The organism is Branchiibius cervicis (genome assembly GCF_042661605.1).
GTDB lineage: Bacteria > Actinomycetota > Actinomycetes > Actinomycetales > Dermatophilaceae > Branchiibius > Branchiibius cervicis.
The window spans coordinates 938,970-954,760 of sequence record NZ_JBHSWJ010000002.1; the positions used below are offsets into that span (position 1 = coordinate 938,970).

The window sequence follows — 15,791 nt, forward strand, 5'->3', positions numbered from 1 at the left end:
GTCAGCGTAGTTCCCGGGTCAGCAGCGGACCCCGGCCAACACCCGCACCGGGGCGCCTCCCACCCGGCACCGGTGCGGTCACGATCCGTCCACGCGCTAGTTTTGGACTATGACTGATCCCACATCGCTGCCCAACTTCGCGCAGGCGGGTCCCCCGCAATCACCGGCCGCGCCCCCTCAGGGCGGTGGGTCGTTGCGCGAGAAGGCGCTGGCGGCGCTGGCGGCCGACAACATCCCCGCGCAGGTCGATGACGACGGCGACATCGTGTTTTCACTGCAAGAGCAGCAGCTCCTGGTCCGGTGCGTCGACAGCGAGCCGGGCCTGGCCCTGCTGCGCATCTTCGGCCAGTGGCAGATCACCGATGACCTGCCCAGCGAGCCCGCCAAGCGCCTGAACGCCGCGAACGACGTCAACCTGGCCATCAACTTCGTCAAGCTCGGGATCGCCGGGGACAACCTGGTGGTCGCGGGTGACCACCTCGTCGGCCCGTACGACGACGTCGCCGAGCTCATCAAGGGCACCTCCGGCATGTTGCTGCAGGCCGTCCAGGCGTGGCACCAGGCCGTGACCGGGCCAGGTCCGCACGTCGCGGAGGCCACCCCGGAGCAGTTGCAGGCCAGCGCCGACGCGTTCGCCGAGCAGGCCCGGGCTGCGCAGGAGGGCGGGGAGTTCGCGTGAGCGACCGCTTCGGGGAGTTCGTCACCGTCGAGGTGGACGACGCGATCGCCGTCATCCGGATCGACCGGCCGAAGATGAACGCGCTCAACGGTGCGATCCGGGACGGCCTGCGCGACGCCGCGCGTTTCGTCACCGCCGACGATCAGGTGCGGGCCGTCATCGTGTGGGGCGGTGATCGTGTCTTCGCCGCCGGCGCGGACATCAAGGAGATGGAGCAGTACGGCTACGCCGAGATCGCAGTGTGGGGTCGGCGGCTGCAGGATGCGTTCCGCGAGCTCGCAGCCATCCCGAAGCCGACTGTGGCCGCGGTCGAGGGCTACGCGCTCGGCGGCGGCATGGAACTGTCGATGACCTGTGACTTCCGGATCGCCGCCGACAACGCGACCTTCGGTCAGCCGGAGATCCTGCTGGGAATCATCCCCGGTGCGGGCGGTACCCAGCGCCTCGCACGACTGGTGGGGCCGGCCAAAGCCAAGGACCTGGTCTTCTCCGGCCGGTTCGTGCCGGCCAAGGAGGCCCTGGAGATCGGGCTGGTCGACGAACTCGTCGAGCCCGGGGAGGTCCTGGGGGCGGCCAAAGCCAAGCTCGCGCCGTACGTCAACGGTCCGGCCCTGGCGCTGCGCGCGGCCAAGGAAGCCATCGATCGGGGTCTCGACGTGGACCTGGACACGGGTCTGTCCATCGAGACCGCGCTGTTCGCAGGATTGTTCGGCAGTGACGACCAGCGTGCCGGGATGGCATCATTCGTGGCCAACGGGCCGGGTAAAGCCACGTTCACCGGACGCTGAGCGTCCTTAGCGAAGGATTGACCATGAACGACGCAGCCGCCGCGGAACAGCCGTTGTCCACCGGCGCCGCCAAGGACAGCCGGGTCATCGCCCTGGCGTTGCTGGTGGCCGGTCTGCTGGGCACCTTCTTGACACTGTGGGGCTGGACCGGCGTCCGCAAGAACGCCGTCACCTGGTGGGAGCACTACACCACCGCTGGGATGTCTCCGTGGATCCTGTTCGGGGTAGGCCTGGCCCTGGTGGTCCTGGCCGCCATCGCCGACGCGATCCTCGGGCGGCGTTCCGATGTGTTCCAGGTCGCCGACGGTGCGGAGCCGACCCCGACGCAAACCCTGGCCAACCGGTTGGCACCCTGGCTGTTGGTGCTGATCACGGCCCTGGGGATCCTGCTGATCTGGCTGCGCTACCGCTGAGCGGGCGCGCTGTCAGCTGACTACTACTCACGGGTAACATAGAGCCCGGCGTGCGGTGCCCCGGCACCCGCGCGGATGCCATCACTACGTACAGGAGAGGCCGAGCGACACATGAACATCGTCGTCTGTGTCAAGTACGTGCCCGACGCCCAAGGCGCGCGCACGTTCACCGAAGACAACACCACCGATCGTGAGAACGTCGATGGCCTGCTGTCCGAACTCGATGAGTACGCCGTCGAGGAAGCGCTGAAGCTGGTCGAAGCCGGTGAGGGCGAGGTCACCGTGCTCACCGTCGGCCCGGCCGGCGCCGCCGAAGCGATCAAGAAAGCCCTGCAGATGGGTGCCGACAAGGGCGTCCACGTGCTGGACGACGCGATCGCCGGTTCGGACGCCCCCGCCACCTCGCTGGTGCTGGCCGAAGCCGTCAAGAAGATCGGCACCCCGGATGTCGTGCTGACCGGTCTGGCCTCCACGGACGGCACGATGAGTGTCGTCCCGGCGATGCTCGCCGAGCGCCTGGGCCTGCCGCAGGTCACGCAGGTGTCCCAGCTCGAGGTGTCCGGCAGCAGCGTGACCGGCCGCCGGGACAGCGACAGCGCATCGGAGACCATCGAGGCCACCCTGCCGGCCCTGATCGGGGTCACCGACCAGATCAACGAGCCGCGTTACCCCTCGTTCAAGGGGATCATGGCCGCCAAGAAGAAGCCGGTGGAGACCTGGTCCCTGGCCGACCTCGGTCTGGACGCCTCCGCGGTCGGCCTCGAGAGTGCGTGGACCAAGGTCGACTCCTTCGCCCAGCGCCCGCCGCGTGAGCAGGGCGAGATCGTCAAGGACGAGGGCGACGGCGGCGTGAAGCTGGCCGAGTTCCTGGCCGCCAAGAAGTTCGTCTGACCGGCCCTGCGAGACAAGGAGATTTACCATGGCTGAAGTACTCGTGCTGGTCGACCACACCGACGGCACCGTCAAGAAGACCACCGCCGAACTGCTGACCATTGCCCGGCAGATCGGTACCCCGTCCGCGGTGTTCGTGGGCAGCAACGTCGAGGCCGCTCGTCCGCGGCTGGCCCAGTTCGGTGCCGAGAAGGTGTACGTCGTGGACAACCCCGACGTGACCGGTTACCTCGTCGCCCCGCTGGCCGAGGCGCTGGCCGCCGTGGTCGCGCAGGCGTCCCCGGCCGCCGTCCTCATCCCGTCCTCGGGCACCAACAAGGAAGCCGCCGCGCGGTTGGCGATCAAGACCGATTCGGGCCTGATCACCGATGCCACGGGTGTCTCGGTGACCGACGGCAAGATCGTCACCACGCAGTCGGTGTTCGCGGGCGGGTTCACCGTCCAGGCGGAGGTGACGAAAGGTACGCCGATCATCACCGTGAAGCCGAACGTCGCTCCGCCGCAGGCCAGCCAGGCCTCCGCGACGGTGGTGCCGGTCGAGCTGACCGTCTCCGACGCCGCCAAGGGCACCAAGATCGTCAAGGTCGAGCCCAAGGCCAAGTCGGGTCGTCCGGAGCTGACCGAGGCCGCGATCGTGGTCTCCGGCGGCCGGGGAACCGGCGGCGACTTCGCTCCCGTCGAGGCCTTCGCCGACGTGCTCGGTGCCGCCGTTGGCGCATCCCGTGCGGCGGTGGACGCCGGCTGGTACCCGCACAGCAACCAGGTGGGTCAGACCGGCAAGCAGGTCTCGCCCCAGCTGTACGTCGCGGCCGGGATTTCCGGTGCGATCCAGCACCGCGCCGGGATGCAGACGTCCAAAACCATCGTCGCGATCAACAAGGACGATGAGGCGCCGATCTTCGAGCTGGTCGACTTCGGTGTCGTCGGCGACCTGTTCGACGTGCTGCCCCAGGCGACCGAGAAGGTCAAGGAAGCCAAGGGCTGAGCCCCCGTAACACCTCGGCAGCGGCCGGTCAGCCCTTCGTGGGCTGGCCGGCCGTGGTCGTCGTCGTGGTCGATGGAGCGGAGGCGGTGGGCACCGTGCGCCCGCTCCACGCCGCACTCACGGTCCTGCCGGTGGGGTCCTTGACGTACAGCAGTTGCCACGAGTTCATCGCACTGCCCCGCGGCAGCCAGAAGATCACGGTGTAGGTCTTCTCCGTCCCGGCCGGCACCAGGTCACTCGAAAGTGTTTCGCCGGTGCTACCCAGCGGACTGTAACGGCACACCATCCCGTGGCTGTCCACCAGCTGGAACTGGCCGCGTTCGACGAAACCCACCGACCCTTCGGCCTTGACGGTGACCTTGATCTCCACCCCGTCGACGTCACGGGGCTGCTGGTCGCCCGGCGGCAGATCGCGCATCACCGGAGCCTGCGGGTCGAGCTCGAGCGATCCTGCGCCCGATCGGGTTCGCTGCGCCGAGCCGAAGGGTTTGCTGGTGACCTTCCCCGCGTCGTACGTCGATTTCTTGCCGTCGCAGCCGGCGGCTGCGGTGGACGACGGTGTCGGCGCGTCCGCCGTCCACTGGGCGCTGGCCACTTTGCCGCCCGCCTGTTCGGTGTACATGACCGAGTAGCCCGACAGGTCAGCGCCGTGCGGGACAAGGAAGGCGACCTCGCCCGAGCCGGGGTGGCTCTGGTCGGCCTGCATGATTGCGAAGGCACCGCCGAGCGGATTGGTGGCCGGCTGGGCGCAGCGCTGGCCGGCCGGGGAGATCAACGCGAACGAGGCCGGCGCCACGGCGAAGCTGCCGTTGGTGCGCACTTGGACGTTGACGGCGACACCGGCCAGGTCCCAGCCGGCCACCCCGCTCGGCATCGTGCTCAGCGTGGGTTGCCCGACCTGCCCCACGAGTGCGTGGGTGGATTCCAGGTCGGTGGCGGTGGAGTACGCCGTTCGTGCTCCATTGAGGGTGGGCGCGCTACCGGCCGAGCAGGCGGGCGCCGGGGAGGAGGTCGCAGAGGACTTCGCGGAGGAGGTCGGGGCCGGGGAACTCGGCCCCTGGGCGCTGGTGCTGCTGCAGGCTCCGACGAGGATGGCCAGGGCCGCTGCGGTCGCCCCGGTTGCGGTCCACCGCGTGCGACTGTTCCCGATCCTCATTTGCGACCAGTGTCGCAAAGCCGCCCACGCCGAACGGGTACCGTCCGTGAGAGCGTTGAGCGTTCAAGCATCCGCGCTTCGGCGCCTACACTGTTTTGGTTATGAATACGTCCGCGGTGTACCTCGATCACGCGGCGACCACCCCGATGCGCGAACCGGTCGCGGCGGCCGTCGCCGATCAGTTCCGTACTCCCGGCAACCCGTCGTCCCTGCACACCGCCGGTCGCAACGCCCGGCGAATCGTCGAAGAGGCCCGCGAGCAGATCGCGGCCGGGTTGGGCGCTCGACCCTCTGAAATCGTGTTCACCAGCGGCGGCACCGAAGCCGACAACCTCGCGGTCATCGGCACCTTCGAGGCACGCCGGGCAGCCGATCCGCGGCGTACCCGGTTGATCGTGGGCGCCACCGAGCACCACGCGGTCCTGGACGCCGTCGAGTTCCTGGTGACCCACCACGGTGCGAGCGTCGACTGGATCGAGGTCGACGGACAGGGCCGGCACGACCCGGCCGTCGTCGCCGCTCTGATCGATCGCAACCCCGAGGACGTCGCGCTGGTCTCGATGATGTGGGCCAACAACGAAGTCGGCACAGTCCAGCCGGTGGCGCAGGTCGCGGCCGTCGCGCGATCGGCCGGGGTTCCCTTCCACACCGACGCGGTGCAGGCAGCCGGTCAGTTGCCGATCGACTTCGCGGCCAGCGGCGCCGATCTGATGGCAATCGCCGCGCACAAGATCGGCGGCCCCACCGGGATCGGCGCCTTGGTGGCCCGCCGCGACGCGGTGCTGCAGCCCGGCACGTTCGGTGGCGGGCAGGAACGCGGTCTGCGCAGCGGAACCCTGGATGTTGCGGGCATCCGCGGCTTCGGGGTCGCGGTGGCCGAGACCGTCGCCACCCTCGACACCCATCGCAAGCATCTGGTCGATCTGCGTGACCGGCTCATCGAGGAAGCGCTCGCGCTCGACCTCGGGATCGAGGTCAGCGGCATCCACGTTGTCGGTGACGCCGACCAGCGACTCGCCGGCAACGCCCACCTGCGGGTGCCCGGTTGCGACGGCGACTCGCTGCTCTATCTGCTCGACGCCGCGGGAGTCCAGTGCTCGACCGGCTCTGCCTGTCAGGCCGGTGTGCCGCGGCCCAGCCACGTGCTCCTGGCGATGGGCATCCCGGACAGCGGCGCTCGCGGTGCGCTGCGACTGACTCTGGGTCACACCTCGACCGACGCCGATGTGGACCGATTCCTCGCCGTGCTTCCGTCCTGCGTCGAGCGGGCCCAACGAGCCGGGCAGGTGGCCTGATGCGCGTCGTCGCCGCGATGAGCGGGGAGTCGACTCGGCGGTCGCCGCCGCCCGGATGCTGGACGCCGGGCATGAGGTTGTGGGGGTGCATCTGGCGTTGTCGCAATCAGCGGCGACGCTGCGCGAGTCCGCCCGCGGCTGTTGCACCATCGAGGACGCCGGGGATGCGCGGCGGGTTGCCGACATGCTGGGGATCCCGTTCTACGTGTGGGACATGGCCGCGCGCTTCCGTGAGGACGTCATGGAGGACTTCGTCGCCGAGTACGCAGCGGGTCGCACCCCCAACCCCTGTTTGCGCTGCAACGAGCGGATCAAGTTCGCAGCCCTGCTGGACAAGGCGCTCGCGCTCGGCTTCGATGCGGTCGCCACCGGCCACTACGCCCAGATCGTCGACGGTCCAGGCGGTCGCGAGTTGCACCGTGCCGTCGACATGGCCAAGGACCAGAGCTATGTCCTCGGGGTGCTGGACGCCGACCAGTTGGCCCGGTCGTTCTTCCCGCTGGGCGACACCGTCAAGTCCGACATCCGGGCGGAGGCGGAGCGCCGCGGCTTCTACATCGCCCGCAAGCCGGACAGTCACGACATCTGCTTCATCCCGGACGGTGACACCGCCGGGTTCCTGTCCCGGCGCCTGGGTTCGGAGCCGGGGCCGATCGTCGACGACTCCGGTGCCGTGGTCGGCCAGCACGAGGGTGCCTTCGCCTACACCGTCGGGCAACGTCGGGGCCTGGGCCTGAAGGAGCCCCGGGCCGACGGCGCACGGCGCTACGTGGTCGATGTGCAGGTCGCGAGCAACACCGTGGTCGTGGGCACCGAAGACCTGCTGGGAGTGGACGTCATCGACGGCGACCACCTGCGCTGGTGCGGTCCACCGCCGGACGGCCGGATCCGTGTGGGTGCTCAACTGCGCGCTCACGGCGAGGAGTTCCCGGCCCTGGCCACCGTCCACGAAAATCGGGTGAGCGTGCTTCTCGATCGGCGTACCCGCGGGGTCGCCACCGGGCAGTCCGTGGTGCTCTACGAGGGCACCCGGGTCATCGGCTCGGCAACCATCAGCGCCACCGGCCGCTCGTGACCCAGCCCTCCGGTGTCGGCTCCTGGCCCGGCACCGATCCGCTGACGGCCGCCCGGCAGGTCCGGGATCTGCTGAGCGACAACGGGATTCCCTATGTGGTCGAGTTACCGGACCGAGGGCCGGGTGCCGACATGATTGGCCGCACCGCCGCTGCGCTCGTCGATCTCGAGGTGGATCTGCAACCGTCCGGATGGCGGTTGGCCCCGACCGCGGATCGCAACGTACGCCGCGGCCGGGCCTTCCTGCGCGACGATCTGGAGGTGCTGTCCGAGACGTACGACGGGTGGCAGGGACCGCTGAAAGTGGCCCTGACCGGGCCGTGGACCCTAGCTGGTTCCCTGCGGCTACCGCGCGGCGAACGCGTCGTCACGGACGCCGGGGCGTGCCGTGACCTCGTGCAATCCCTGGGCGAGGCGGTCCGGGTGCTGGCCGCGCAGGTGCAGGACGCCGTACCCGGTGCGCAGGTCATCGTCCAACTAGACGAGCCGGGGCTGCCCGCGGTGCTCGATGGATCCTTGCGCTCGGCGTCCGGCTTGAATCAGCTGCGTCCGGTGGATCAACCCGTCGTCCGCGACGCATTGGCCGCCATCCGCGACGCGCACGACGGCCGGGTCGTCCTGCACTGCTGCGCCCCCGGGGTGCCCACGGCCCTGCTGCGCTCGATGGACGTCGAGGTCAGTCTGGACACCGCGTTGCTCACACCGGCAGCTTGGGAGGGCGTGGCGGAACTCGTCGAATCCGGGCGCACCCTGTGGGCCGGCGCTGTGCCCACCGATGCCGCCGGAAGCCACCCGGGCCCGTTCGTCGACGCATTGGCCCGGGCCTGGCACCGGGTCGGCCTGCCGGATGCGGCATTGGCGGATCTGATGGTCACCCCCGCCTGCGGGCTGGCGACCCGGCGCGACCCGGTCCGCATCCAGCGGCTGGCCGTCGATGCGGCGTCGGCGCTGGCCGAACGCGCGGACGCCTGACCGGACGGTCCGGGCTGTCGGAGGTCTGCGGCACGATGGTCCGGTGAGCGAACGCACCGACAGCCCGATCGAGACGACGGCCGGGATGGACGTCGACGAGGCGACCCGGCACGAGTGGACCGACCTGGCCGAGAAGATCCGCGGATACCAGTTCGAGTACTACCTCAAGGACGCGCCCACCGTCAGCGACGCCGAGTACGACGCGGATATGCGGCGCCTGCAAGCGCTCGAAGAGGCCCATCCCGCGCTGCGCACCCCGGACTCACCGACCCAGCAGGTCGGGGGCTCGTTCAGCACTGAGTTCGCGCCCGTCGAGCACCGCGAGCGGATGCTCAGCCTGGACAACGTCTTCTCCCTGGAAGAGTTGGACGCGTGGCTGGAGCGCGCGCAGCGGGAGGCTCCCGGGGAGCCGAAGTGGCTGTGCGAGTTGAAGATCGACGGCCTGGCGGTCAACCTCACCTATGAGAAGGGCCGGCTGACCCGGGGAGCTACGCGCGGCGACGGGCGTACCGGTGAAGACGTCACGCTCAACGTGCGCACCATCAAGGGCGTGCCGCTGCAACTGGTCGGCGACAACGTGCCCGAGCTGGTCGAAGTACGCGGGGAGGTGTTCTTTCCAGTCGCCGCCTTCGAGGAGCTGAACGCCTCCTTGGTCGAGCAGGGCAAGGCGCCGTTCGCCAATCCGCGCAACAGCGCTGCCGGCTCGTTGCGGCAGAAGGATCCGAAGGTGACCGCGTCGCGACCGCTGCGGATGCTGGTGCACGGCATCGGGGCGCGGCGCGGCTTCGATATCGACAGCCAATCGCACGCCTACGAATTGCTGCACGGGTGGGGGCTACCGACATCCAGCCACACCAAGGTCGTGACCACTGCCGCCGAGGTGCGCCGCTACGTCGAGTACTACGGACAGCACCGTCACTCGGTCGAGCACGAGCTGGACGGCGTCGTGGTGAAGGTCGACCAGGTCGCGCTGCAGCGGGCCCTGGGTGCGACCTCGCGGGCACCGCGCTGGGCGATCGCCTTCAAATACCCGCCGGAGGAGGTCAACACCAAGCTGCTGGACATCCAGGTCAACGTGGGCCGTACTGGCCGGGTGACGCCGTTCGGGGTCATGCAGCCGGTCAAGGTCGCCGGGTCGACGGTCGAAATGGCCACTTTGCACAACGCGTTCGAGGTGGAGCGCAAGGGCGTGCTGATCGGCGACACCGTGGTGCTGCGCAAGGCCGGTGACGTGATCCCGGAGATCGTCGGGCCGGTCGTGGCGCTGAGGGACGGCTCCGAACGAGCTTTCGTGATGCCGACACACTGCCCCTCCTGCGGAACCCAGCTGGCCTACGAGAAAGACGGCGACAAGGACATCCGCTGCCCGAATGCCCGTAGTTGCCCGTCGCAGTTGCGTGAGCGGCTCTTCGGCCTGGCCTCGCGGGGTGCTCTCGACATCGAGGCGCTCGGCTGGGAGGGCGCCACGGCATTGCTGGACAACAAGGTGCTGGAGGACGAGTCCACGCTCTTCCGGCTCACCGCCGAGGATCTGGTGCGGGTTCCGCTCTACACACGGGCGGCCAAGAAGAGTGATGACCCGGCCACCGTTGTCGACGGAAAAGTATTGTCCGCCAACGGCATTCGGCTACTCGAGAACCTTCGATCGGCCAAGGACCAGCCGCTGTGGCGGGTGATCGTGGCGTTGTCCATCCGGCACGTCGGACCCACCGCGGCCCGGGCACTGGCTACCCACTTCGGCTCGATGGACGCGATCCGTGCCGCCTCGGCCGAGGAACTGGCTGCCGTCGACGGCGTCGGCGGGGTCATCGCGGACGCAGTGATCGAGTGGTTCACGCTCGACTGGCACGTCGCGATCGTCGACACCTGGGCCGCCGACGGGGTGCGCATGGCCGATGAGCGGGATGAGTCGGTGCCCCGCACCCTGGAGGGGCTGACGGTCGTGGTCACCGGATCCTTGGAGGAGTTCAGCCGCGACGAGGCCAAGGAAGCGATCATCGCCCGCGGTGGCAAAGCGGCCGGTTCGGTCAGCAAGAAGACCGACTTCGTCGTGATCGGTCCCGGCGCGGGATCGAAGGCGGCCAAGGCCGAGGAGCTGGGAGTGCCGATCCTCGATGAAGCCGGCTTCGTGACGTTGCTCGAAGAGGGCCGCCGCCGGCCGACCCCGTCGAGGAGGACGCGGAGGCCTAACCGGCGGCCGGTGCGGTGGAGGTTTCGCGCAGGGCGCCGTACGCCGCGACGATGATGCCGACGCACTCGTCCACCGACAACGCGGGGCCGTTGATCATGAGGTGGTAGAGCGAACGGTCGGTGATGTCGCGCTCATAGAGGTGCTGCATGTATTTCGCCCGGCCGCCGTCGACCGAGGCGATGTCGGCGCGAGCACGCTCCTCGCTGACCGATGCGGTCCGCATGAGGTATGCGACGCGGTGCTCGAGTTCGCCGTAGAGGCGCACCCGCAGCACATTCGGCTCCTCGGCCAGGGCCGCGGCACCGGCCCGACCGAAGACCACTGCGCCGTCGGCGATGGCCGAACGCATGATGTCCTCGGCCTGGTCGCGGAACTCGTTGGGCGCGTGACTGTACTGCTCGGTGTCCCCGAAGACCGTGTCGGCGACCGGTGCGATCGCGCAGAAAAAGCGGTCGGCCCAGGTGCCCTTGCGCTCGCCTTCGTGCGCTTCGGCTTCGCTGACGTCGAGGGATCGGGCGATGTCGGCGTCGATCGCTTTGTCGAGGAGCGGCAGACCCAGCTTCTCGGCCACCTTCGGTGCTACGAGGGCGCCGCCTGCGCCGTACTCCGATGAGATGGTGATGCCGGGCATGATGTCCTCCGCAGTGAGTCTTGTGTGTATCGCTGGACTATGAATCAAGCATAGAGCCGGCGTGTTGACGGCCACGATGACCGCAGCCTGGATCGCTCGGAATGTGGTCAGGGATGACGCAGTTGTCTACGCCATGAGCGACGTGACGATTTACTGGCGCCCCGGCTGCGGCTTCTGCGCCCGCCTTGAGGACACCATCAGTGCCGTGCGTGAGCGGGCGACCTGGCGCAACATCTGGGAGGACGACGAAGCCGCCGCCTTCGTGCGCAGCGTGAACAACGGCAACGAGGTCGTTCCGACGGTCGTCGTCGACGGCCAGGCGCACACCAACCCCGATCCGGGTCTGGTTCTGGCGGCGCTCGCGGACTCCTAGACTGGAGGCTATGTCCTCGATCTCGCGCGACGATGTCGCGCACGTCGCCATGCTGGCGCGGATTCAACTCTCCGATGCGGAGTTGGACAAGCTGGCGGGCCAGTTGGAAACCATCGTCGGTTACGTCGGTCAGGTGGGTGACATCGCCTCCGATGACATCCCGCCGATGTCGCACCCGCTGCCTTTGACCAACGTCACGCGCCCCGACGTCGTGCGCCCGAGCCTGACGGCCCAAGAGGCACTCTCCGGTGCGCCGCAGGCCGAGGCGCAGCGCTTCGAGGTTCCGCGCATTCTGGACGAGGAGTGAGCGTGTCCGACCCCACCCGCCTTTCTGCTGCCACGCTCGCGGACGCCCTGGCCTCCGGCGAACTCAGTGCCGCCGATGCCACCCAAGCTCACCTGGACCGCATCGCCGCCGTCGATGGCGAGGTCCATGCGTTCCTCCAGGTCGACGCCGAGGGCGCCCTCGCGGCGGCCCGGCAGGTCGATGAGCAGCGGGCTGCCGGCGCCCCGCTCGGCCCGTTGGCCGGGGTGCCGATCGCGGTCAAGGACGTGGTGACAACCAAAGGCCTGCCCACCACCGCGGGGTCGAAGATCCTGCAGGGCTGGGTGCCGCCGTACGACGCAACGCTGGTCACCCGGTTGCGCGCGGCCGGCCTGCCGATCCTGGGTAAAACCAACATGGATGAGTTCGCGATGGGCTCCTCGACGGAGCACTCCGCCTACGGCCCCACCCACAACCCGTGGGCGCTGGACCGCATCCCCGGCGGTTCGGGGGTGGTTCGGCGGCTGCCGTCGCGGCGTACGAGGCGCCCCTGGCTATCGGCACCGACACGGGCGGCTCGATCCGCCAGCCCGCCTCGGTGACGGGCACGGTCGGGGTCAAGCCGACGTACGGCGGGGTGTCCCGTTACGGGCTCATCGCCCTGGCCAGCTCGCTGGACCAGGCGGGACCGTGCACCCGCTCGGTGCTCGACGCAGCCCTGCTGCACACCGTCATCGGCGGCCACGACCTGATGGACTCCACGTCGATCGATGCCCCGGTGCCGCCGGTCGTCGACGCCGCGCGGCGCGGTGACGTCAGCGGTCTGCGCATCGGCGTCATCAAGGAGATATCCGGTGAGGGTTTCGCTCCGCAGGTGCGCGCCCGCTTCACCGAGTCACTCGATCTGCTCGAGAAGGCCGGCGCGGAGATCGTCGAGGTGTCCTGCCCCAGCTTCGAGAAGGGCTTGGCCGCCTACTACTTGATCCTGCCGAGTGAGGCTTCCTCCAACCTGGCCAAGTTCGACGCGATGCGGTACGGCCTGCGGGTGGCACCGAAGGGGGTCGAGTCCCCGTCGGCCGAGCAGGTGATGGCTGCGACCCGTGACGCCGGCTTCGGTGATGAGGTCAAACGCCGCATCATCCTGGGCACCTACGCGCTGTCCTCCGGCTACTACGACGCGTACTACGGCCAGGCACAGAAGGTGCGCACGCTGATCGCGCGGGACTTCGCCGCGGCCTTCGAGCAGGCCGACGTGCTGGTCACGCCGACCGCGCCGACGGTGGCCTTCAAACTGGGTGAGAAGCTCGACGACCCGATGGCGATGTACCTCAACGACATCGCCACCATTCCAGCGAATCTTGCTGGAGTTCCTGGTCTTTCGCTGCCCAACGGCTTGGCCGAGGACGGTTTGCCCAGCGGCTTCCAGGTGCTCGCGCCGATCCAGGCTGACGACCGGCTGTACAACGTCGGTGCGGCGCTGGAGCGGTTGTTGGAGGAACAGTGGGGTGGGCCGTTGCTCGCCCAGGCTCCGGAACTCGACGTGAAGGAAGGTGTGCGATGAGCGCGGTGCTGGAGGACGTCGTCGACTACGACGACGCCGTGGCTCGTTTCGACCCGGTGCTCGGTTTCGAGGTTCACGTCGAGCTGGGCACCGCGACCAAGATGTTCTGCGGGTGCGCGACCGAGTTCGGCGCCGAGCCCAACACGCAGGTCTGCCCGGTGTGCCTGGGTCTGCCCGGTGCCTTGCCGGTGGTGAATGCGGTGGGGGTCGAGTCGGCGATCCGGATCGGTCTGGCGCTGAACTGCTCGATCGCTTCGTGGTGCCGGTTCGCGCGGAAGAACTACTTCTACCCGGACATGCCGAAGAACTTCCAGACCTCGCAGTACGACGAGCCGATCGCCTATGACGGGTACCTGGACGTCGAACTCGACGACGGTTCGGTCTTCCGGGTCGATATCGAACGCGCGCACATGGAGGAAGACACCGGCAAGTCACTGCACATCGGTGGCTCCACCGGGCGGATCCAGGGTGCTGAGTACTCGCTGGTCGACTACAACCGCGCCGGGATCCCGTTGATCGAGATCGTGACGAAACCCATTGTCGGAGCGGGGGAGCGAGCGCCGGAGATCGCCCGTGCCTACGTCGCAGCGGTCCGCGATCTGCTGAAGGCGCTGAAGGTGTCCGACGTGAAGATGGAGCAGGGTTCTCTGCGCTGCGACGCCAACGTCTCGCTCAAGCCGTCCGGTGCGGAGAAACTCGGCACTCGCACGGAGACCAAGAACGTCAACTCGCTGCGCTCGGTCGAGCGCGCGGTGCGTTACGAGATCAGCCGGCAGGCCGCCGTACTCGACTCGGGTGAGTCGGTCCTGCAGGAGACCAGGCACTGGCACGAGGACACCGGCGTGACCACGTCCGGCCGCCCCAAGTCGGATGCGGACGACTACCGGTACTTCCCGGAGCCGGACCTGGTGCCGATCGCGCCCGACCCGGCGTGGGTGGAGGAGTTGCGCGCCACGCTGCCGGAGCCGCCGAACCTGCGTCGGCGCCGGCTCCAGTCCGACTGGGGTTATAGCGATCTGGAGATGCGTGACGTCATCAACGCCGGAGCCGTCGAACTGATCGAGGAGACGGTTGCCGCCGGCGCGACCCCTGTGGCCGCCCGGAAGTGGTGGACCGGCGAGATCGCCCGCCGAGCGAGTGCGGAAGCCAAGCCGCTGGATGCCTTCGGGGTGACCCCGGCGCACGTCGCCGAGCTGGACGCAATGGTCCAGGCCGGCCGGCTCAACGACGCGATGGCCCGTCAGGTGTTCGAAGGCGTCCTGGACGGCGAGGGCACTCCGGCGGCGGTTGCCGACGCCCGTGGTCTGCAACTGGTCCAGGACGACGGCGCGCTGGAATCGGCGGTCGATGAGGTCATCGCCGCGAATCCCGATGTCGCGCAGAAGGTTCGCGACGGCAAGGTGCAGGCGGCCGGTGCCCTCATCGGTCAGGTGATGAAGGCGATGAAGGGGCAGGCCGACGCAGCGAAAGTCCGTGAACTGTTGCTTTCCCGACTGACCTGAGCGCTGCTAGCCCGGGCAGGTGGCGACCCGCGCAGACCTGATCGTTCCCATCCCGGTGTCGGTGCGTTGATCCGCACGTGCTGACATAGGTCTGTGACAGTCGTATCGGTGGGTAACCAGGAACTGCTCGGCACCGTCAGCGCGGTACCCGGCGTCGAAGCAGTGTTGTTCGACGGGTCCGGTACGCCGCCGCGGGACGACATCGAGATCTTCATCGGCCCTTACGAGGCGCGATCGGGTGCTTTCGACAGTCTGCGAGATCTTCGCTCGCTCAAGGCAGTTCAGCTGGTCACGGCTGGCTATGAACACGTCCTGCCCGTCCTGCCGCCGGGTGTCGTACTGGCCAACGGCGCGGGGATCCACAACACGTCGACCTCCGAGCTGGCGTTGGCGCTCACCCTGGCGTCACAGCGTGGGATCCCGGACTTCGTGCGAGCCGCGCAGACCGGCACCTGGCGGCACGCCGCCGGATATCCGTCCCTGGCCGACCGCAACGTGCTCATCCTCGGGTACGGCGCGATCGGCCGGGCCGTTGCGCGTCGGGTCCTCGCGTTCGAGGCGTCGGTAACGGCCGTCGCGTCACGCGCTCGGACCGGTGACGACCTGGTGGATGTCGTGCACGGCACGCAGGAATTGGGTGCTCTCCTGCCGGAACACGAGGTGGTGATCATCGTCGTACCGCTGACTGATTCAACCCGGGGCATGGTCGACGCACAGTTCCTGGCTGCGTTGCCCGACAACGCGTTGCTGGTCAACGTGGCCCGCGGAAAGGTCGTGGACACTGACGCCCTGCTTGCGGAGTGCCGGTCCGGCCGGCTGCGCGCTGCGCTGGATGTCACCGACCCGGAGCCGTTGCCGTCCGATCACCCGCTGTGGACGTTGCCGAACGTGTTGATCAGCCCGCACGTGGGCGGTGCCAGTTCGGCGTTCTGGCCGCGCGCCCGGCGCTTCGTGGACGAGCAGCTGCGCGGGTATGTCGCAGGCGCCGGTCTCCAGCACGTCGTGTCATCCTGAG

Annotated in this window: 14 protein-coding genes and 2 pseudogenes; 14 read left to right on the forward strand and 2 right to left on the reverse strand. The window is 68.7% G+C overall.

Features of this window, described 5'->3' with window-relative positions; genetic code table 11:
- Window positions 1–109: 109 nt before the first annotated feature.
- The 5 genes from ACFQBT_RS05120 to ACFQBT_RS05140 all read left to right on the forward strand — a co-directional run bounded on the left by ACFQBT_RS05120 (window position 110) and on the right by ACFQBT_RS05140 (window position 3,756).
- Complete coding sequence (locus ACFQBT_RS05120) at window positions 110–679, forward strand: hypothetical protein (RefSeq protein ID WP_377820883.1); 570 nt, start codon at window positions 110–112, stop codon at window positions 677–679.
- Entirely contained in the window at window positions 676–1,467 is a 792-nt protein-coding gene (locus ACFQBT_RS05125) for an enoyl-CoA hydratase/isomerase family protein (RefSeq protein ID WP_377820884.1), read from the forward strand. The genes ACFQBT_RS05120 and ACFQBT_RS05125 overlap by 4 nt, the downstream gene beginning before the upstream one ends.
- A gap of 23 nt (window positions 1,468–1,490) precedes the next feature.
- Window positions 1,491–1,880: a hypothetical protein gene (locus tag ACFQBT_RS05130; RefSeq protein ID WP_377820885.1), complete on the forward strand. Its 390-nt coding sequence runs from the start codon at window positions 1,491–1,493 to the stop codon at window positions 1,878–1,880.
- Window positions 1,881–1,991: 111 nt separating this feature from the next.
- Window positions 1,992–2,771 (forward strand): electron transfer flavoprotein subunit beta/FixA family protein, encoded by a 780-nt coding sequence (locus ACFQBT_RS05135; protein ID WP_377820887.1) that lies wholly within the window; start codon window positions 1,992–1,994, stop codon window positions 2,769–2,771.
- Between the two features lie 28 nt (window positions 2,772–2,799).
- Window positions 2,800–3,756, forward strand: a complete 957-nt coding sequence (locus tag ACFQBT_RS05140) for an electron transfer flavoprotein subunit alpha/FixB family protein (protein ID WP_377820889.1) — start codon at window positions 2,800–2,802, stop codon at window positions 3,754–3,756.
- 28 nt (window positions 3,757–3,784) lie between these two features.
- On the opposite strand, the gene ACFQBT_RS05145 is transcribed toward ACFQBT_RS05140, so the two are convergent.
- Window positions 3,785–4,912: a hypothetical protein gene (locus tag ACFQBT_RS05145; protein ID WP_377820891.1), complete on the reverse strand. Its 1,128-nt coding sequence runs from the start codon at window positions 4,910–4,912 to the stop codon at window positions 3,785–3,787.
- 101 nt (window positions 4,913–5,013) lie between these two features.
- Between ACFQBT_RS05145 and ACFQBT_RS05150 the strand changes: the two genes are divergently transcribed.
- From ACFQBT_RS05150 to ligA, 4 genes and pseudogenes are all read left to right on the forward strand, one after another.
- Window positions 5,014–6,207: a cysteine desulfurase family protein gene (locus tag ACFQBT_RS05150; RefSeq protein WP_377820893.1), complete on the forward strand. Its 1,194-nt coding sequence runs from the start codon at window positions 5,014–5,016 to the stop codon at window positions 6,205–6,207.
- Window positions 6,207–7,282 (forward strand): annotated as a pseudogene (gene mnmA / locus ACFQBT_RS05155) (tRNA 2-thiouridine(34) synthase MnmA). The gene ACFQBT_RS05150 and the pseudogene mnmA overlap by 1 nt, the downstream one beginning before the upstream one ends.
- Window positions 7,279–8,253: a uroporphyrinogen decarboxylase/cobalamine-independent methonine synthase family protein gene (locus ACFQBT_RS05160; RefSeq protein ID WP_377820895.1), complete on the forward strand. Its 975-nt coding sequence runs from the start codon at window positions 7,279–7,281 to the stop codon at window positions 8,251–8,253. Before mnmA ends, ACFQBT_RS05160 begins: the two are co-directional and overlap by 4 nt.
- Before the next feature lie 85 nt (window positions 8,254–8,338).
- Window positions 8,339–10,498 (forward strand): NAD-dependent DNA ligase LigA, encoded by a 2,160-nt coding sequence (gene ligA / locus ACFQBT_RS05165; protein ID WP_377825363.1) that lies wholly within the window; start codon window positions 8,339–8,341, stop codon window positions 10,496–10,498.
- Here the strand turns inward: ligA and ACFQBT_RS05170 are convergent.
- The gene (locus tag ACFQBT_RS05170; protein ID WP_377820897.1) at window positions 10,440–11,075 is read right to left on the reverse strand and encodes a cytidylate kinase-like family protein; all 636 of its coding nucleotides are present in this window, start codon (window positions 11,073–11,075) and stop codon (window positions 10,440–10,442) included. The two genes, ligA and ACFQBT_RS05170, sit on opposite strands and share 59 nt — an antisense overlap.
- Window positions 11,076–11,208: 133 nt before the next feature.
- Here ACFQBT_RS05170 and ACFQBT_RS05175 point away from each other — a divergent pair, with 133 nt between their 5' ends.
- The 5 genes and pseudogenes from ACFQBT_RS05175 to ACFQBT_RS05195 all read left to right on the forward strand — a co-directional run bounded on the left by ACFQBT_RS05175 (window position 11,209) and on the right by ACFQBT_RS05195 (window position 15,790).
- Complete coding sequence (locus ACFQBT_RS05175; RefSeq protein ID WP_377820899.1) at window positions 11,209–11,448, forward strand: glutaredoxin domain-containing protein; 240 nt, start codon at window positions 11,209–11,211, stop codon at window positions 11,446–11,448.
- 10 nt (window positions 11,449–11,458) lie between these two features.
- On the forward strand, window positions 11,459–11,755 hold the full coding sequence (gatC, locus tag ACFQBT_RS05180) for an Asp-tRNA(Asn)/Glu-tRNA(Gln) amidotransferase subunit GatC (RefSeq protein WP_377820900.1): 297 nt from the start codon (window positions 11,459–11,461) through the stop codon (window positions 11,753–11,755).
- 2 nt (window positions 11,756–11,757) lie between these two features.
- Window positions 11,758–13,274, forward strand: a pseudogene (gatA, locus tag ACFQBT_RS05185) (Asp-tRNA(Asn)/Glu-tRNA(Gln) amidotransferase subunit GatA).
- On the forward strand, window positions 13,271–14,776 hold the full coding sequence (gatB, locus tag ACFQBT_RS05190; protein ID WP_377820902.1) for an Asp-tRNA(Asn)/Glu-tRNA(Gln) amidotransferase subunit GatB: 1,506 nt from the start codon (window positions 13,271–13,273) through the stop codon (window positions 14,774–14,776). Before gatA ends, gatB begins: the two are co-directional and overlap by 4 nt.
- Before the next feature lie 93 nt (window positions 14,777–14,869).
- Entirely contained in the window at window positions 14,870–15,790 is a 921-nt protein-coding gene (locus ACFQBT_RS05195; protein ID WP_377820903.1) for a 2-hydroxyacid dehydrogenase, read from the forward strand.
- The last annotated feature ends 1 nt before the right edge of the window (window position 15,791 follow it).

Bases quoted from the DNA above. Each gene is read 5' to 3' on its own strand.
- ACFQBT_RS05120 (WP_377820883.1), top strand. From the start codon at position 110: ATGACTGATCCCACATCGCTGCCCAACTTCGCGCAGGCGGGTCCCCCG.
- ACFQBT_RS05130 (WP_377820885.1), top strand. From the start codon at position 1,491: ATGAACGACGCAGCCGCCGCGGAACAGCCGTTGTCCACCGGCGCCGCC.
- ACFQBT_RS05135 (WP_377820887.1), top strand. From the start codon at position 1,992: ATGAACATCGTCGTCTGTGTCAAGTACGTGCCCGACGCCCAAGGCGCG.
- ACFQBT_RS05140 (WP_377820889.1), top strand. From the start codon at position 2,800: ATGGCTGAAGTACTCGTGCTGGTCGACCACACCGACGGCACCGTCAAG.
- ACFQBT_RS05145 (WP_377820891.1), bottom strand. From the start codon at position 4,912: ATGAGGATCGGGAACAGTCGCACGCGGTGGACCGCAACCGGGGCGACC.
- ACFQBT_RS05150 (WP_377820893.1), top strand. From the start codon at position 5,014: ATGAATACGTCCGCGGTGTACCTCGATCACGCGGCGACCACCCCGATG.
- ligA (WP_377825363.1), top strand. From the start codon at position 8,339: ATGGACGTCGACGAGGCGACCCGGCACGAGTGGACCGACCTGGCCGAG.
- ACFQBT_RS05170 (WP_377820897.1), bottom strand. From the start codon at position 11,075: ATGCCCGGCATCACCATCTCATCGGAGTACGGCGCAGGCGGCGCCCTC.
- ACFQBT_RS05175 (WP_377820899.1), top strand. From the start codon at position 11,209: ATGAGCGACGTGACGATTTACTGGCGCCCCGGCTGCGGCTTCTGCGCC.
- gatC (WP_377820900.1), top strand. From the start codon at position 11,459: ATGTCCTCGATCTCGCGCGACGATGTCGCGCACGTCGCCATGCTGGCG.
- gatB (WP_377820902.1), top strand. From the start codon at position 13,271: ATGAGCGCGGTGCTGGAGGACGTCGTCGACTACGACGACGCCGTGGCT.